Origin of the sequence: uncultured Enterovirga sp. (assembly GCF_964242715.1) — a bacterium.
In the GTDB taxonomy this organism is placed as follows: Bacteria; Pseudomonadota; Alphaproteobacteria; order Rhizobiales; family Beijerinckiaceae; genus Enterovirga.
The window spans coordinates 1-14,732 of sequence record NZ_CAXTAZ010000009.1; the positions used below are offsets into that span (position 1 = coordinate 1).

Below are 14,732 nucleotides of genomic sequence, written 5' to 3' on the forward strand. Positions count from 1 at the left end.
TCCGCAAGGACCCCGCCGTCCACGCTTCTCTTTCCATATTCACTTGTCAAAGAGCAAAAGTCGTTCCGAAGACGCAACGCCATCCCGGCAAGTGAGCCAGGCGACGATAAGCGCCGTTCGGAGGTCTGGCGCGCGAACCAAGGGCCGCAGCGCCACGAAGGGTATATAGCCGATACCCAGGTCGTTTCAAGTGGGCTCGAGCTGATGACCATTCGCATGGCCGGCCCTCTCCCCCGCCCCCATAATCGCACTGTCGCCCGCAGGCTCGAGACTGATGTTTAAGGTGACGTCTGCGCCCCGAAGGACACGAGCGCTGATATAAACGGATGCGGGCGGTGATCAACCCGATCGGCCGGATATTTGTGTCGCAGGTCGTCCCGACCGATCTCGTGACCACCTCGGGGCCGGGCTCGACCCGCACATCACGCCGGAGGCCGCCATCTCGACAAGATGGACCTCGGCGCGATCGTCCGGCGCCGGCCGGCGCTCGTCCTCGGGATCGCGGCGGACGAGATCGAGCGCATCTTCGACAAATCCCGGCCCGGCTCGAATACATTTGACGGAGACCGGCGTCGGCGACCGCTTGCGGGCCCCGGATTGATGACTGGTCGACGCCCTCCAATGTCGACTGTCATCCGGCTGACATCTCCGTTGCCGACGAGGAGAGCGGGCGGACCAGCCCCAAGGCGAATGAGCGCGATGCCAGATCTGACCCCGAATACCATCGTGGCCGCCCTCTCCGTGGCGGCGTTCGGGGCGACGATGCTGGCCATCCTGCTGGCCGCCCTTCGGCTGTGCCGGCGGCGCCCGGTCTTCATCACGGGCGAACACCCCGTCACGGTGGTCAGGCCGCTCTGTGGGCTCGAGCCGTTCAGCGAGATCACGCTCCGGTCCAGCTTTCAGGTACGGCACCCCGATTACGAGCTGATCTTCTGCGTCGCCTCGAGCTCGGACCCGGTGATCCCGGTCGTGTCGCGGCTGATGGAGGAGCATCCCGATAGCCGGGCACGCCTCCTCGTCGGCGACGACCGGGTGAGCGCCAATCCCAAGCTCAACAACTGCGTGAAGGGCTGGGAGGCTGCCCGGACCGATTGGGTGATCCTGGCCGATTCCAATGTTCTCATGCCGGCGGACTTCATCCACAGGATGTTGAGCGCCTGGCGGCCGGATACCGGCCTCGTCTGTTCGACCCCGATCGGAGCGCGGCCGGATAATTTCTGGGCCTTGGTGGAATGCGCATTCCTCAATACGCTTCAGGCGCGCTGGCAATATGCGGGCGAGGCGCTGGGTCTCGGCTTCGCCCAGGGCAAGAGCATGCTCTGGTACCGGCCCTTCCTCGACGAGCGGGGCGGCATCCGGGCGCTCGATGCCGAGATGGCCGAGGACGCAGCCGCGACGAAACTGGTTCGCCGTGCCGGCCTGAACGTCCATCTCGTCGACGCACCTTTCGAACAGCCGCTCGGCATTCGACGGCCGTCCGAGATCTGGGCGAGGCAGCTGCGCTGGGCGCGGCTGCGGCGCGTCACCTTTCCCCTGTTCTTCGCCCCCGAGATCCTGTCGAGCCCTCTCGTGCCCGCCATGGCCCTGGTCTGGGCCTTGGGCGCGTCTCCTGCCGTATGGCTCTCCGCGGCCGGCCTCTTGGCCCTGACCTATGCCGGCGAAGCGTGGCTCGCCTCGCGCGCAGGCTGGCATCTCCGTCTCGGCACTCTGCCGGCCCTCATCGTCCGCGATCTCCTCATCCCGCCCGTCTGGGCGGCCGCCTTCCTGACCCGCAACGTCGTCTGGCGGGGTAATCCGATGCACATCGCGTCGGGAGCGCCGAGGACCGTGACGGCCGAGGCAGCGGGGTCGTGACGCAGCTGGGCGACGGCGACCGTCACACGCACGCAACGCGTTCGCGCTCCAAGGGGAGCATCGAAGCGAATCGGAGGCGAGACGTGTCTCAAGATTGTCGCCGCTACCGGGCGATCTTCATCTCGGACGTCCATCTCGGAACCAAGGGTTGCCAGAGCGGCCTTCTGCTGGACTTCCTGCGCCGGAACGATGCCGACACCATCTATCTCGTCGGAGACATCGTCGACGCTTGGCGCCTGAAACAGGGCTGGTTCTGGCCGCAGGAGCATAACGACGTCGTCCAGAAACTTCTCCGCAAGGTGCGCAAGCATGTCCGCCTGATCTATGTGCCGGGCAACCACGACGAATTCCTGAAGGGCTATCTCGGGGTTCACTTCGGTGGCGTCGAGGTCGTCGAGAGCGCGATCCATGTCGGGGTCGATGGCCGGAAGTACCTCGTGGTGCACGGCGATGCGTTCGACATGGTGGTCCGCCACGCCAAATGGCTCGCGCTCTGCGGCGACTGGGCCTACGACGCCGCTCTCGCGATCAACACCTACGTCAACCTCGTTCGCCGCCATCTCGGCCTGACCTATTGGTCGCTGTCGCAATGGGCGAAGCTGAAGGTGAAGACGGCCGTGAACTTCATCGGGGATTACGAGAACGCGCTCGTGACCGAGGCCAAGCGGCACGGTGTCGACGGCATCATCTGCGGGCACATCCACCATGCCGCGCTGCACGACCGTTTCGGCACTCGCTACATGAATTGCGGAGACTGGGTCGAAAGCTGCACCGCGCTCGCCGAGACCTATGACGGCCAATTCGAGCTGATTCAATGGTCCACAGCCGGCGCGGTCCCGGTGCCGGCCTCGATCGAGTTGGCCGCGGCCGCGTGAGCGGGGCGTGGTTGGGTCGGCCACGCAACACCTGCCTGGGCTCCCGCAGCCACATGGCTGAAGGAGCATTGAACAGTCAGAAATCCGTCATCTATTTGTAAAAGTCGGCGCCTAGGGCTGGCATATTGTTTTGTAGACGTTGTGTCCCTGTCATCTCGCCTCGTCTCGCGATCAGGCTCTGCTGACCCCTCCCGCCGGAGAAGCCTGTTGACCCTTCGCGTGCTTGTCGCGACCGATGCTTGGCACCCGCAAGTCAATGGGGTGGTTCGGACACTGACATCGCTGGAGCGAAGCGCCCGGAAGATCGGCGCGGAGATCTCTTTCCTGTCGCCGGAAGGCTTTCCGAGCTTCCCGGTTCCCACCTATCCGGGCCTTCGCCTCGCGATCCCGAACGGGCGCGACATCGCCCGGCGTATCGAGGCGGCGAGACCGCACGCCATCCACATCGCGACCGAAGGCCCGATCGGGCATAGCGTGCGAGCGTATTGCCTGCGTCGGAACCTCCCGTTCACGACGAGCTACACGACGAAATTCCCGGAATACATCGCGGCCCGCTTCCTCCTTCCGGAGAGCTGGAGCTACCTCTTCCTCCGCCGTTTCCACGCCGCCGCCCGGGTCACGATGGCCTCGACGAGTTCGCTCGTCCAGGAGCTGCGCGGGAGAGGCTTCCGGCGGCTGAGCCTGTGGACGCGCGGCGTGGACACGGACCTGTTCGACCCTGACCTCGCCGCCGAACTCGATCTCCCGCGCCCCATCTTCATGAATGTGGGCCGGATCGCGGTCGAGAAGAACCTGGAAGCCTTCCTGGCCCTCGACCTGCCCGGCTCCAAGGTCGTGATCGGCGAGGGCCCGCAGGAGGCCGAACTCAGGCACCGCTTTCCCGGCGTGCATTTTCTCGGCGTCCGGCATGGCCGCGACCTTGCCGCGCATGTGGCGGCCGCGGACGTGTTCGTCTTCCCGAGCCTGACCGACACCTACGGCGTCGTTCAGCTCGAGGCGCTCTCCTGTGGCGTTCCGGTCGCGGCCTTTCCGGTCACGGGGCCGCGCGACGTCATCGGCGGCCACGATGTCGGCGTCCTGGACGAGGACCTTCGGACAGCCTGTCTCGGCGCGCTCAATGTCTCGCGGCAGGCCTGCCGCACCTTCGCGCTCGGACGGTCCTGGGACACGAGCGCCCGCCAGTTCGTCCGGAATGTCGGACACGCGCTCATCGGCGAGTCCGGCCGGGACCGCCTGTCGCTGGCGGCCTGAACACCAAGGCCGGAGAAACGCGCCCATGTCCATCAGCACCATCACGTCCGACGCGGCCGGCGCCGATCTCCGCACGGAGAAGGTAGCTCGTGCCTATGGCCGTTGGGCTCCGGTCTACGACCTCGTCTTCGGAAAGGTTTTCGCGCGGGGACGGTCGGCCGCCGTGGAGGCTGCCGAGCGGATCGGCGGTCGCGTGCTGGAGGTCGGGGTGGGAACGGGAATCTCCCTGCCGCAATATTCACGCGGTCTCAGCTTGTTCGGGATCGACATCTCGGAGCCCATGCTGGCGAAGGCTCGGCAGCGGGTCGACGAGCTTGCGCTTCGCAATGTCGAGGGGCTCGCCGTGATGGATGCCGAGAGCCTGAAATTCGCGGACGACGCCTTCGACGTCGTCGTGGCCCAATATGTCGTCACGGCCGTGCCGAATCCCGAAGCGGCGCTCGACGAGTTCCTGAGGGTCGTGCGACCGGGCGGCGAGATCATCCTGACAAGCCGGATCGGAGCCGAGGCGGGCTTCCGGGGATTCGTGGAGAAGCTTCTGTCGCCCGTCGCCAATCGGCTCGGCTGGCGGACCGAGTTCTCGTGGGATCGCTATCTGCGCTGGGCCGAGGGCGCCGGCAACGTTCAGGTCGTGGAGCGGCGCCCGCTGCCCCCGCTCGGGCATTTCTCGCTTATCAGGCTGACGAAATCCGTCGCCCCAGCCAACGCGGCCAGCCCCAAAGATGCCTCGTCACCCGCGATCGCATGACGGCCGCGCAGATCACCATCACCATCAACAATCGACCATGAGGAGAGACGGATGAGCGGCTTTCTCGAAGCATTGCGCGTTCAGCGGTGGGACGACCACCGCTACTACCACCACAGCCGGATCAACCAGGCCCTGCATCTCGTCAGCGCCCTCAGCTTCGTCGTGGCCTATGTAGTGGTCTTCAAGGATCCGGCGCTGGCCGCCCTGATCGCCTGGCTCGTTGCGATGACGAGCCGCCAGGCGGGCCACCTCTTCTTCGAACCGAAGGGCTACGACCACGTCAACCATGCGACCCACGAGCATAAGGAAGAGATCAAGGTCGGCTACAACCTGCAGCGCAAGATCGTGCTGCTGGCGATCTGGGCGCTGTCGCCGCTCGTCTTCATCGCCGATCCGACCCTGTTCGGGCTCATCACGCCCCATGCGACCACGGGCGAACTCGTCCGGCATGTCGGTTGGCTCTGGTTCGCGGTCGGCGTTGGCGGATTCCTGTTCCGGACGATCCAGCTCTTCTTCATCCGCGACGTGGAGACCGGGCTCGTCTGGGCCGCGAAGATCCTCACGGACCCGTTCCACGACATCAAGCTCTACCACAAGGCGCCGGCTCACCTGCTGCACGGAGAGCTGATCGACACCGACCTCGTCCACGAGGTCGAGGCGGAAGCTGCCCGCGGCGCCCGGTGACATCCGGCCCGGGCGCGAGACGCGCCCGGGCTTCTCACTCCGCCGGAGCCGGAACGGGCAGGGCCGAAGCGGGCCTGACCGTTCCGCGGCCGCGCCACCGGGCCGTGATCATCTCCCGCAGGATCTGCCGCCTGATCGCCTTGTTGGTCATGCCCTTATGAGCCCACCAGCCGCCCTCGTTCATCGCCCTCGCGGCGGCCACGAAGCGCTGCGCCACGGCCTCGAAATCGGCGTCGCCGTAATTGAGGCTGAAGATGAGCCTGCCGGTTCCGACCCAGGACAGGGCCAGGCCCTCGGCCCGCAGATAGTATTGCAGCATCCAGTTGTAGCGGCACGGCTGCGTGTAGGTGACCGTCCAGATGGACGAGAGATGGGCCACCCGCACCGGCAAAGCCTCCGCTTCGAGCCGCCGGTTCAGGTCTCGGGCGCGGCCGTCCCATCTCGCGTCGACGCCGTCATAGAGGGCCCGGATCTCGGGCGTATCGAGGCGCCGGAAGAAGGCCTGCATCGCGCCCATCACATAGGGATGGGCGTTGAAGGTGCCGCGCGCGAAGCAGATGTCAGCCGGCCGGTCCTCCCGGAAGCGCTTCATCAGCGCGGCGCGGCCGCACAACACGCCGACCGGCAGGCCGCCGCCGAGCGTCTTGCCGTAGGTGACCATGTCGGCCTGGATCCCGAAATATTCCTGGGCTCCTCCGGGAGCGAGCCGGAATCCCACGAAGACCTCGTCGAAGATCAGGACGATGCCGCGCTCGGTGCAGACCTCGCGAAGCCGCCGCAGCCATTCGCCATAGGCCTCGCGGTCGAAGCCGGCTTTGCGGCTCGCATCCACCAGGGAGGAATCCGATGGGGCCGAACCGTTCGGATGCAGTGCCTGCAGCGGGTTGACCAGGACGCAGGCGATGTCGCGCCGGCTTCCGAGGAGCTTCAGGGTCCGGTCCGAGAGGTCGGCGAGCGTGAAGGTGTCCCGGGCCGCGATCGGGTTGCCGATGCCGGGCTGCACGTCGCCCCACCAGCCGTGATAGGCGCCGCAAAACCGCACGAGCCGGTTGCGTCCGGTGTGGTAGCGCGCGAGCCGCACCGCTTGCATCACGGCTTCGGTGCCGGACATGTGGAAGGACACCTCCTCGAGGCCGGAGACCTCTCGCAGGCGGCGAACATTCTCCGCGACGACCGGATGATAGGCGCCGAGCACGGGGCCGAGATCTCGAACCTGCGCCTCGCCCTCCGCGATGCACTCCTTGTAGAAATCCGTGCCGAACAGGTTCACGCCGTAGGACCCGGTCAGGTCGTAGAGGCTGTTGCCGTCGAGATCGGTCACGGTCACGCCCTCGGAGGCCCGCAGGAACGATCCGGCCCCGAGGTGATCCCTCACCACGCGCCCATACGGGTAGGGCACCCGGTAGCGGCCGGTGAATTGCAGGTCGGAGACCGAGCCCCGCATCTCGTCCGTGAGCCGCCGCGTCTCGGCGAAACGCTCGCGATAGAGCCGACCCAGTTGGTCGAAGCTGGTGCGGCGGCGCTGGACTACGTCGTCCGGGGCTCCGTCCGAGCGAAAGAACTGCGTTTCGTCGAATTCGTAGAACGGGACCTGCGCAGCGACCCGGCGGGCCATGCGGGCGTGGCCGGCGAGCGAGCGGTGCTTCGCGCGCGAGAGGTCCAGCCGGGCCTTGATCCGCCAAGCCATGCCGGCGAGCGCGGTGGAGCCAAGGGCGGCGAGGGTCAGAGTCGAGAGATTCGGGTCCATGGACGACGGAATTACGTGCGGGATTTCACGGGTTGATGACGCTTCGCTCCACGCTCGCCCGAATTTCCCAGCAGGAGGACCTGAATTTCCTGCTGACAAACCGCATCCCGCGCCGCCTCGCGACGCGCTTCATGGGCTGGTTCAGCCGGATCGAGCAGCCGCTCGTCCGGGACCTCTCGATCTGGTGCTGGCGCTTGTTCTCGGATCTCGATCTCCGCGACGCGAAGGAGACCCGGTTCCCGAGCCTGCATGCCTGCTTCATCCGCGCGCTGCGGGACGGAGCGCGGCCGGTCGATCCCGATCCCGCGATCCTCGTTAGCCCCTGCGACGGGATCGTCGGCGCCTCGGGCAGGGTCGCCGGGACCGAGGTCTTCCAGGTGAAAGGATTTCCCTACCGTCTGGAGGACCTGCTCACCGACCCGGACGCGGCCGAACTCTACCGCGACGGCACCTTCGTCACGCTCCGTCTCACGGCCGGGATGTATCACCGTTTCCACGCCCCCCACGATGGGAGGGTGGAGGAGGTGACCTACATCTCGGGAGACACCTGGAACGTGAACCCGATCGCGCTGAAGCGGATCGAGGCTCTCTTCTGCAAGAACGAGCGGGCCGCGATCCGCATGCGCCTCGACGCCACCGGCGACGTCGTCACGCTCGTGCCCGTCGCGGCGATCCTGGTCGCCAGCATCCGGTTGCGCTTTCTCGACATCGACCTCGACCTGCGTCGGGGAGGCCCCCGCCGGATCCCGTGCCAGGCGGCTCTGCGCAAAGGGCAGGAGATGGGATGGTTCCAGCACGGCTCCACCATCATCGTGCTGGCCCCCGCCGGATACGGGCTGCGTCCCGACCTTCGGGAAGGCAGTCGAATCCGGGCGGGCGAGCCGCTGCTGGATCTCCCAGGCCCCGTGGTCAGCAGCATGCTGGCATTGTCCGGCTACCCGGAGGAGGCGGATAGCGGTATGGTGGCGCCACACCGGGTGCTCCCATGCGCAGTCTCGCCACCGTCCTCCTCATCCTGATCAGCAGCGGGCCTGCCTGGCCGCAGTCGCTCGACGGCTCGTTGAACGGGTCCATCAACACCGCGCTCTTCGGAAGCCTGGAGGGCGGCGTGGCGTCGGGCCTCTCGGCCACTGTCGGTCCCCGGCAGGGTCCGTTGATGCCGGGCCAAAGCTTCGACGACAACAATCGCGACTTCGTGGCCCGTCAGGAACTCGAGCGCGCCGGCTTCTCGCTGGATGCGTGCGCGCCCACGCAGCTCGACCTCAACCACTCGGGCTGCAGGCCGATCCGGGAACTTTCCGCGAGGGCCTTTTCGAATTACGATCTCTCGATGCAGGCCATGCGGCCTCTCGGAGGGCTGATCCTCGAAGGCCAGATGCTGGATGCCGAGGCCGGCCCGGCGGGTCCCCTCGACTGATCTCCTCCGCCATCCGAGCCCAGTGATCCCGGCCAGAACAGGCCCGAGCCGGCCGCCGCTCCACAGGCGCGAGGGTGAAGATCGGCCTGCCCGGAGGAGCATCGACGGACGGCTTCGACCATCTTTCGGACGAGCGATGGTCGGGATGCGGCGGGCGGACCATCGACCATCGGAGTACCCCATTGTTCTCGACCGACGCCTGGAACCGCAACGAGCCGATCTACGAGGCCGCCCGCACGCTGCCCTTCAACCGGGAGCTTGCGGACGGCACCCTGTCGATGCCGGCCTTCCGCCACTACATGATCCAGGATGCCCATTACCTCGTCGGCTTCGCCCAGGCGCTGGCGCTTGCGGCAGCAAAGTCGGATCGGCCCGGCCACGTGGTGCAATTCGCGTCGGCGGCCGCCACAGCGATCGAGGTGGAGCGGACGCTGCACACCGACTTCTTCCGCCGCTTCGGCGTCTCGGCCGCCGACGTGGCCGCGACTCCGCCGACGCCGGCCGCGCATCACTACATCTGCTTCCTGCTCGCGAGCGGATTTCGCGAGCCGCTCGCCGTGCACCTGGCCGCGATGCTGCCCTGCTTCTGGATCTACCGCGAGGTCGGACGCGACATCTACGGACGCGCCAGCGCCGGCAACCCGTACCAGGCCTGGATCGACACCTATTCCGGCGAGGAGTTTTCGCGTGCGGTGGACCTCATGATAGAGGTCACGGACGAGGTCGCGGCCGAAGCGGGCGCAAGCGAGCGGGCCGCGATGCATGCGAGCTTCACCCGCGCCGTCCAGCTCGAGTGGATGTTCTGGGATTCGGCCTATTGCGATGCGACCTGGCCCGTGGCCTAAGCGGGACGGGAGCCTACGTTGAGCCTGGCCGGGCGCAACAAGCGGCTAGGGCTGCCCAGCCTACAGCGTCGGGTTCAGTATCGTCGTCCGGGACGACAGCTCGTCATCGCAGCGTCACGGCGGGCTATACCGGCGAGACAGCTCTCGCCGGTCATCGTAGCTGGCCTCGAAGATCGCCGCCGCAAGGGTCGCCCTGACCTTCAGGATCCCGTCACCGACATTCGTGAAGCCGTGGCGCATCCCGGCGGGAATGACGACCGACTGATTGGCCGTGACAATACCGCTCTCGTCTCCGAGGACGAGCTCCGCCCGCCCTTCGATTACCTCGAGCACCTCTTCCACGGCGTGGATATGGATGGGAGCCCCGAGCCCGGGGTCGCAGAATTGTTCGAAGATGCAGAGCTGGTGCGTCTGAGTGAGAGCGGAGGTTCGCATGTGGGTGGCCACCCCCTCCCGCCAGACTTCCAGGCCCTGCGTGGCGTGATCGATCACATTCATCGTCGTGGTCCAGTCATCGGCATTCCGCCAGTCCGTCGTCGTTGTGGCAGAGGCGCGTGCGCCCCCGCCTGAGGTGCACAGCCTCGCTCGAGGCATCAACCGGACCGCTTCTCGAGGACGGCCTTTCGGAAACTCGTCATCCAGGCTGAAGGAACTCCTGACCGCGAGGCCCCCGGGAGCTCAACGCAACCCCTTTGACGGAGATGCATGTCTCCCCAAATGTGGGGCAGGCCCACCACAGGACAACATCCGATGCGCATTGCTCCTTTCACCGTCGCCGCTGCCGCCCTGATGTCGGCTGCTTTGACCTCGCCAGCCCTCGCCCGCGAAGGCGGAAGCGGGGGAGACCGCGAGCCCGCAGGTGGGGCCTTCATGAGCAGCTATCCGGAGCAGGGCTCGACCGGCATCCAGCAGGGCGGACCGCCCCGCTCCGCGGACATTCCTCGCTCCTATGAAGGGCAGGAGACGGCGGGATCGCCTCGGCGAGTCCCCGGGAGCCGCTACCCGGCCCGCTGACGCATCGACCAGCCTCGACGGTCGCGAACACGACATCGAAGGCAGCTGCGGGCTGCACGATGACCGCAGCCGTCCCGCGGCAGGCGGGCATCTCCAGCTCGCGGCACGAAGCGGCGAACGGATCCATGCGGCGCGCCATCGTTCACATCGGCCTGCCTCGGACAGGCTCGACTACGCTTCAGGAGCTTCTCGCCGACCTGCGGCCGAAGCTCGCCGAGTCCGGGGTCTGCTACCCGGTGATCGCTCCCGAGGGGTCCGAGTGGTCCCACGTCAATCATCAGCCCTTCGGTGAGACTCTCGACGGGCGGCGGCCGAGGCGGGAGCGGACGGAATGTCTCGACGTCCTGTCGCGCCGGCTCGCTGAAACCCGGGCCGACACCGTCCTCCTGTCATACGAGGATTTCTCGCTGCAGCAGCGCCGCTTCCGGGTTCCGGACCTGCTCCGGTCCGAGCTCGCCCGGCATGGCTTCCGCATGGAGGTGCTCGTCGTCGTCAAGCCGCAATCCGAACATCTCAATTCCTACTACACGCATCGCGCTCAGCTGATCCGGGAGAAGCGGCGCTTCGGCGAGTTCGCACGAGCCGTGTGGACCTCGCAGCGGTTCGATTACGATTACCTCATCGAACCATGGGTCGAAGCGAGCGGGGGGCGCGTCGTCGCGATACCTATGCGGGACAGGCGCTCAGATGCGCCTCTCCTCGACCGCATCTTCGACGGGATCGGCCTGGGAGACCAGATCGGGAACCTCATCGGCGCGAGCGAGCGTGCCACGGTCAAGAATCGAAGCTCCGGACCGCTTGCCGTGGAGGCGAGCCGACGCTTGCGTCGCATGCGCGTCCGGGAGCAGGCCCGCGTTCCTCCCCGCGAGATCGGCCGTTTCCTGGACCGCTTCGCGGAGGCGCGGGGCTGGGATCCGGAAACGTTTCGCGGGGACGATCCCGTGATGATGAGGCGGATCGACGAGCGACACGCCGAATCGAACGACCGCTTCGGCCAGACCGTGTGGGGTCGCCCCTGGCAGGATGTGGTGGCTTACGCCCCGCCAAGACCCCCGAACGAACTCTCAACGCGCGTGATCGACCCGGAAGCCGAATCCCGCGTGCAGACGCTCGTATCCGCGGCCATCGCGCATCACGGGTTCAAGGTTCGACCAGGATGGTGGTGCGCGGCCGTCGATCTCGTCGAAACCGGTGTCGGCCGGCTTCTTCCGGCCGTCGGTGTCCAGGGCTGGCGTGTGCCCTGATGCACAGATTGAGGAGCGCGTTTTCGAGCTGCGGCGGGTCGACCAGCGCGGGCCAAAGCCCCGACGCGCCAAGCACCGATGACGCGGTCGTCGCGACGAGGATCTCGAGACCCTCCCAGGCCAGGAACGCGGATGTAACCATCAGGCGAACCTCGCGGCCGTCCACGAGAAGCACGCGCAGGATCCCCGCGTCGGCGCCGACAAACGCCCTCTCGAATGCGCCGGTCGTCCCTGTCGCTTGGTCAGCCGTGGCCATGTCCATGCGTCCGATACCCCTAGCCTCGAGGCGCTCATCGGATCGACAGGTCACGGAGGCCATACGGTGTCGCCAACATAGCCCGATCAGGCTGGCTCGGTGCGCCGCCCACATGACGCACTCGTGACCCAACCCTGACGACGGGACAGCCGCGAGAGACGGGGATCCTGATCGACGTTCATGAGGACGCCCAAAGACAAGGCTCTATACGTCTTCCTCACCACGACGGGCGTGGCGAGAGGCGGAAGGTCGTGGCGGAGGGAGGGGGATTCGACGGTCATGCCGACACGCTTTGATATCTAAGGGAAAATCTATCAGGCCTTGACGCCGATGTCCACGATCGGGCAACAAAGCGGACATCAAATCGGGTATCACGGCGGCATGCGTGGCTGACTTCCTGACGAACCGTGGCGGCGTCTGGACGTACAATCGGCGCGTCCCGCTGGCCTTCGCCGAACTCGACAAGCGGGCCTTCGTTCGCCAGACCACGAAGCTCCGGGTCGCCGACGATCCGCGCGGGATCAAGGCCCGCCGCATCGCGGACCGGATCAACACCGAAACCGAGGCTTATTGGCGCGGCCTGGTAGAAGGGCAGGCGGCGGAGGCGAAACGGCGCTACGATGCGGCCCGGCGCCGGGCTCGCGCCTTCGGATTCGATTACGCGACCGCGGTCGAGCTGGCCGAGAGGCCGGTCGTCGAAATCCTCGACCGGATCGAGCGGTTGGTCCAGCGCCGGGCCGTGGACGACCATACCGCCGTCGCGGCCGTCCTGGGAGGCGAGAGCCCGCCCGAGATCATGTTGTCCGGCCTGTTCGACGAATATGAAGCGGCGAGCCGGGCCTCGATCGCCGACCTGTCCGAAGACCAGCGCCGAAAGTGGCGCAACCCGAAGAAGCGAGCGCTCGCCAATCTGATCACGGTCGTGTCCGACAAGCCCCTTCACAGGATCACCCGGGGCGACGCGCTCGATTTCCAGACGTGGTGGCAGGACCGCATTCTGTCGGATGGAGTTGAGATCGGGACGGCGAACAAGGACATCGGGCACATCAACCGCATGCTGCGGATCGTGGACAAGCGGCATAGGATCGGCCTCGCGCCGTTGTTCGGCGACCTCCGCATCGAGGGCGAGACGGAACGGTCCCGGCAGGCCTTCACCGCCGCATTCGTGCGGGACAGGATCCTTGCGGCAGGCGCGCTGGACGGGTTGAACGACGAAGCTCGAGACATCCTGCTCATCATCGCCGAGACCGGCCTGCGGCTCTCGGAAGCCGCCAATCTCGGCAGGGGAACGATCGTGCTCAATGCCGAGATACCGCATGCCCGCGTCATGCCGGACGGGCGCCGCATGAAGACGCCGCAATCCGAGCGCGACGTGCCGCTGGTGGGTGTTGCGCTCGCGGCCGCGGCTCGACATCCCGACGGCTTTCCGCGCTACCATGACAACGCGGCCACCCTGTCCGCGACCGTCAACAAGTACCTGACCGACCGCTCGCTCCGGCCGACCCGGGAGCACACCCTCTACTCCCTTCGGCACACCTTCGAAGACCGCCTCACCGCGGTCGAGGCGCCGGAAAAGCTTGTCGCCGCCTTGATGGGGCACAAGTTTCATCGCCCGAAATACGGCTCCGGGCCGTCCCTCAAACAGAAGGCGGAGTGGCTTCACCGGATCGCCTTCAAGCTCGACTCGACGGTGTAGGCGGCAAGGTGGCTGTTCACGCGCGAGATCGGGTCCGACTTGCGACGGAGCGCCTGCAACTCGGTTTCAAGCCTGTAGAACAACGGCATGTAGGCCGGGCCGTCCCGCACGACGACGTACGCCACGACGGTCATGGCGGCTTCGAGGCGGCGCTCCAGAGATCCGGCGACCAAGTCGACCCTCGCGCTCATCCCCTGGCCCCATCCCGGCTGTCGGGTCGGGCGGGAGGGGCGATCTTAGGCTCCGGACCAATCATCAGGACGATCTCGCCACGGCGCATCCCGACAATTCTTCCCGGCGGTATCGCCGTCGATAGCTGGACGGTCAGCGGCGGGTCCGCGAAAGTGGGGTAAAGATCGCGGGTGCGCTTCAAGTCGCTCGCCGCGACCAGCATGTCCTCTGCAGCAAACAGCACCGTGGCGCCGTTCAGCGGATCGAGAACAGGCTTCACCTCCGCCACAGATTTCAGAATGCGCTCGATCAGCTCCTCACCCATGATGTCCATCCTCCTGGCTGGGGCGGGCGGGTTCCGACGCGCGGGCGGCCATGCGTTCACACAGCACGAAACATAGCGCGAGAGGGAACGCTGCTGTGAAGGCAGCGCCCTTCGTGAGCCACCTCCAAATCACCTGAAGCGCATCGCCTACTACGCGGCGAATATCCGCCTCCGGCAGCGTGTCCGTTATGAGGGCCAGGATGGCGTCGCAGGAGGCGGTGTAGGGTGGCGGATCGATAACGAATGTGCCGTCCTTATTCCGCGCCTGGAATGCCCCTTTGATCTTTGGAATGACCGCCTCAATAATGGCGATGTCCAGGTCACAGCTCGGCCCTGTCGCCGCCTCGCATCTGACCGCGATCTCCGTCCAATCACCGGGCATCCGATTTCTCCTGTGTGGCGAGAGCCTGGCGGCCGGCGGGGGTGATGGCGTAAGTTGTCGAGCCGTATTTGCCGTCCTCGCGATCCACGAAGCCAAGATCCGACAGCCGCTTGATCGGCGGGTAATTCGCATCGTAATAGCTGCGGTAGTCCCGCTCGCTCATCTCGCAAAGCTCGCGCCTCTTCGCGTCCGTCAGCTTCACGCCCATCTCAGCCTCCCTGCT

At 66.4% G+C, this 14,732-nt stretch carries 17 protein-coding genes; 11 read left to right on the forward strand and 6 right to left on the reverse strand.

From position 1 onward, the window contains the following. Positions 1–690: 690 nt before the first annotated feature. The 5 genes from ACFE87_RS06580 to ACFE87_RS06600 all read left to right on the forward strand — a co-directional run bounded on the left by ACFE87_RS06580 (position 691) and on the right by ACFE87_RS06600 (position 5,412). Positions 691–1,854: a ceramide glucosyltransferase gene (locus ACFE87_RS06580; RefSeq protein WP_375458828.1), complete on the forward strand. Its 1,164-nt coding sequence runs from the start codon at positions 691–693 to the stop codon at positions 1,852–1,854. 83 nt (positions 1,855–1,937) lie between these two features. Then, positions 1,938–2,729: a UDP-2,3-diacylglucosamine diphosphatase gene (locus ACFE87_RS06585; protein WP_375458829.1), complete on the forward strand. Its 792-nt coding sequence runs from the start codon at positions 1,938–1,940 to the stop codon at positions 2,727–2,729. Between the two features lie 207 nt (positions 2,730–2,936). Next, complete coding sequence (locus ACFE87_RS06590; RefSeq protein WP_375458830.1) at positions 2,937–3,980, forward strand: glycosyltransferase family 4 protein; 1,044 nt, start codon at positions 2,937–2,939, stop codon at positions 3,978–3,980. Positions 3,981–4,005: 25 nt separating this feature from the next. Further along, the gene (locus ACFE87_RS06595) at positions 4,006–4,728 is read left to right on the forward strand and encodes a class I SAM-dependent methyltransferase (RefSeq protein ID WP_375458831.1); all 723 of its coding nucleotides are present in this window, start codon (positions 4,006–4,008) and stop codon (positions 4,726–4,728) included. A gap of 51 nt (positions 4,729–4,779) precedes the next feature. Beyond that, on the forward strand, positions 4,780–5,412 hold the full coding sequence (locus tag ACFE87_RS06600; RefSeq protein ID WP_375458832.1) for a hypothetical protein: 633 nt from the start codon (positions 4,780–4,782) through the stop codon (positions 5,410–5,412). Positions 5,413–5,446: 34 nt separating this feature from the next. Here ACFE87_RS06600 and ACFE87_RS06605 read toward each other — a convergent pair whose 3' ends face one another. Further along, the gene (locus ACFE87_RS06605) at positions 5,447–7,159 is read right to left on the reverse strand and encodes an aminotransferase class III-fold pyridoxal phosphate-dependent enzyme (RefSeq protein ID WP_375458833.1); all 1,713 of its coding nucleotides are present in this window, start codon (positions 7,157–7,159) and stop codon (positions 5,447–5,449) included. 35 nt (positions 7,160–7,194) lie between these two features. Between ACFE87_RS06605 and asd the strand changes: the two genes are divergently transcribed. The 3 genes from asd to tenA all read left to right on the forward strand — a co-directional run bounded on the left by asd (position 7,195) and on the right by tenA (position 9,421). After that, the gene (gene asd, locus ACFE87_RS06610) at positions 7,195–8,178 is read left to right on the forward strand and encodes an archaetidylserine decarboxylase (protein ID WP_375458834.1); all 984 of its coding nucleotides are present in this window, start codon (positions 7,195–7,197) and stop codon (positions 8,176–8,178) included. Next, positions 8,145–8,576, forward strand: a complete 432-nt coding sequence (locus ACFE87_RS06615) for a hypothetical protein (protein WP_375458835.1) — start codon at positions 8,145–8,147, stop codon at positions 8,574–8,576. Before asd ends, ACFE87_RS06615 begins: the two co-directional genes overlap by 34 nt. Positions 8,577–8,758: 182 nt before the next feature. Beyond that, a complete protein-coding gene (gene tenA / locus ACFE87_RS06620; protein ID WP_375458836.1) occupies positions 8,759–9,421 on the forward strand; it encodes a thiaminase II in 663 nt (220 codons plus the stop codon). Positions 9,422–9,535: 114 nt separating this feature from the next. Here the strand turns inward: tenA and ACFE87_RS06625 are convergent, their stop codons facing one another. Next, positions 9,536–9,919, reverse strand: coding sequence for a cupin domain-containing protein (locus ACFE87_RS06625; RefSeq protein WP_375458837.1), 384 nt, complete (start codon positions 9,917–9,919; stop codon positions 9,536–9,538). A 252-nt stretch (positions 9,920–10,171) separates the two neighbouring features. On the opposite strand from ACFE87_RS06625, the gene ACFE87_RS06630 reads away from it, so the two are divergent. From ACFE87_RS06630 to ACFE87_RS06640, 3 genes are all read left to right on the forward strand, one after another. Then, a complete protein-coding gene (locus ACFE87_RS06630) occupies positions 10,172–10,435 on the forward strand; it encodes a hypothetical protein (protein WP_375458838.1) in 264 nt (87 codons plus the stop codon). A gap of 125 nt (positions 10,436–10,560) precedes the next feature. Beyond that, positions 10,561–11,679: a hypothetical protein gene (locus ACFE87_RS06635; RefSeq protein ID WP_375458839.1), complete on the forward strand. Its 1,119-nt coding sequence runs from the start codon at positions 10,561–10,563 to the stop codon at positions 11,677–11,679. Positions 11,680–12,320: 641 nt separating this feature from the next. Beyond that, entirely contained in the window at positions 12,321–13,631 is a 1,311-nt protein-coding gene (locus ACFE87_RS06640; RefSeq protein ID WP_375458840.1) for an integrase, read from the forward strand. On the opposite strand, the gene ACFE87_RS06645 is transcribed toward ACFE87_RS06640, so the two are convergent. From ACFE87_RS06645 to ACFE87_RS06660, 4 genes are read right to left on the reverse strand one after another with little or no spacing between them, the layout of a single operon-like run. After that, entirely contained in the window at positions 13,595–13,822 is a 228-nt protein-coding gene (locus tag ACFE87_RS06645) for a hypothetical protein (protein ID WP_375458841.1), read from the reverse strand. The two genes, ACFE87_RS06640 and ACFE87_RS06645, sit on opposite strands and share 37 nt — an antisense overlap. Then, a complete protein-coding gene (locus ACFE87_RS06650; RefSeq protein WP_375458842.1) occupies positions 13,819–14,127 on the reverse strand; it encodes a hypothetical protein in 309 nt (102 codons plus the stop codon). The genes ACFE87_RS06645 and ACFE87_RS06650 overlap by 4 nt, the downstream gene beginning before the upstream one ends. Further along, positions 14,120–14,509, reverse strand: a complete 390-nt coding sequence (locus ACFE87_RS06655) for a hypothetical protein (RefSeq protein ID WP_375458843.1) — start codon at positions 14,507–14,509, stop codon at positions 14,120–14,122. The genes ACFE87_RS06650 and ACFE87_RS06655 overlap by 8 nt, the downstream gene beginning before the upstream one ends. Continuing rightward, entirely contained in the window at positions 14,499–14,717 is a 219-nt protein-coding gene (locus ACFE87_RS06660; protein ID WP_375458844.1) for a hypothetical protein, read from the reverse strand. The genes ACFE87_RS06655 and ACFE87_RS06660 overlap by 11 nt, the downstream gene beginning before the upstream one ends. Positions 14,718–14,732 lie beyond the last annotated feature (15 nt).

Bases quoted from the DNA above. Each gene is read 5' to 3' on its own strand.
- ACFE87_RS06615 (WP_375458835.1), top strand. From the start codon at position 8,145: ATGCGCAGTCTCGCCACCGTCCTCCTCATCCTGATCAGCAGCGGGCCT.
- ACFE87_RS06595 (WP_375458831.1), top strand. From the start codon at position 4,006: ATGTCCATCAGCACCATCACGTCCGACGCGGCCGGCGCCGATCTCCGC.
- ACFE87_RS06660 (WP_375458844.1), bottom strand. From the start codon at position 14,717: ATGGGCGTGAAGCTGACGGACGCGAAGAGGCGCGAGCTTTGCGAGATG.
- ACFE87_RS06600 (WP_375458832.1), top strand. From the start codon at position 4,780: ATGAGCGGCTTTCTCGAAGCATTGCGCGTTCAGCGGTGGGACGACCAC.
- ACFE87_RS06650 (WP_375458842.1), bottom strand. From the start codon at position 14,127: ATGGGTGAGGAGCTGATCGAGCGCATTCTGAAATCTGTGGCGGAGGTG.
- asd (WP_375458834.1), top strand. From the start codon at position 7,195: ATGACGCTTCGCTCCACGCTCGCCCGAATTTCCCAGCAGGAGGACCTG.
- ACFE87_RS06625 (WP_375458837.1), bottom strand. From the start codon at position 9,919: ATGAATGTGATCGATCACGCCACGCAGGGCCTGGAAGTCTGGCGGGAG.
- ACFE87_RS06605 (WP_375458833.1), bottom strand. From the start codon at position 7,159: ATGGACCCGAATCTCTCGACTCTGACCCTCGCCGCCCTTGGCTCCACC.
- ACFE87_RS06630 (WP_375458838.1), top strand. From the start codon at position 10,172: ATGCGCATTGCTCCTTTCACCGTCGCCGCTGCCGCCCTGATGTCGGCT.
- ACFE87_RS06580 (WP_375458828.1), top strand. From the start codon at position 691: ATGAGCGCGATGCCAGATCTGACCCCGAATACCATCGTGGCCGCCCTC.
- ACFE87_RS06655 (WP_375458843.1), bottom strand. From the start codon at position 14,509: ATGCCCGGTGATTGGACGGAGATCGCGGTCAGATGCGAGGCGGCGACA.
- ACFE87_RS06645 (WP_375458841.1), bottom strand. From the start codon at position 13,822: ATGAGCGCGAGGGTCGACTTGGTCGCCGGATCTCTGGAGCGCCGCCTC.
- ACFE87_RS06635 (WP_375458839.1), top strand. From the start codon at position 10,561: ATGCGGCGCGCCATCGTTCACATCGGCCTGCCTCGGACAGGCTCGACT.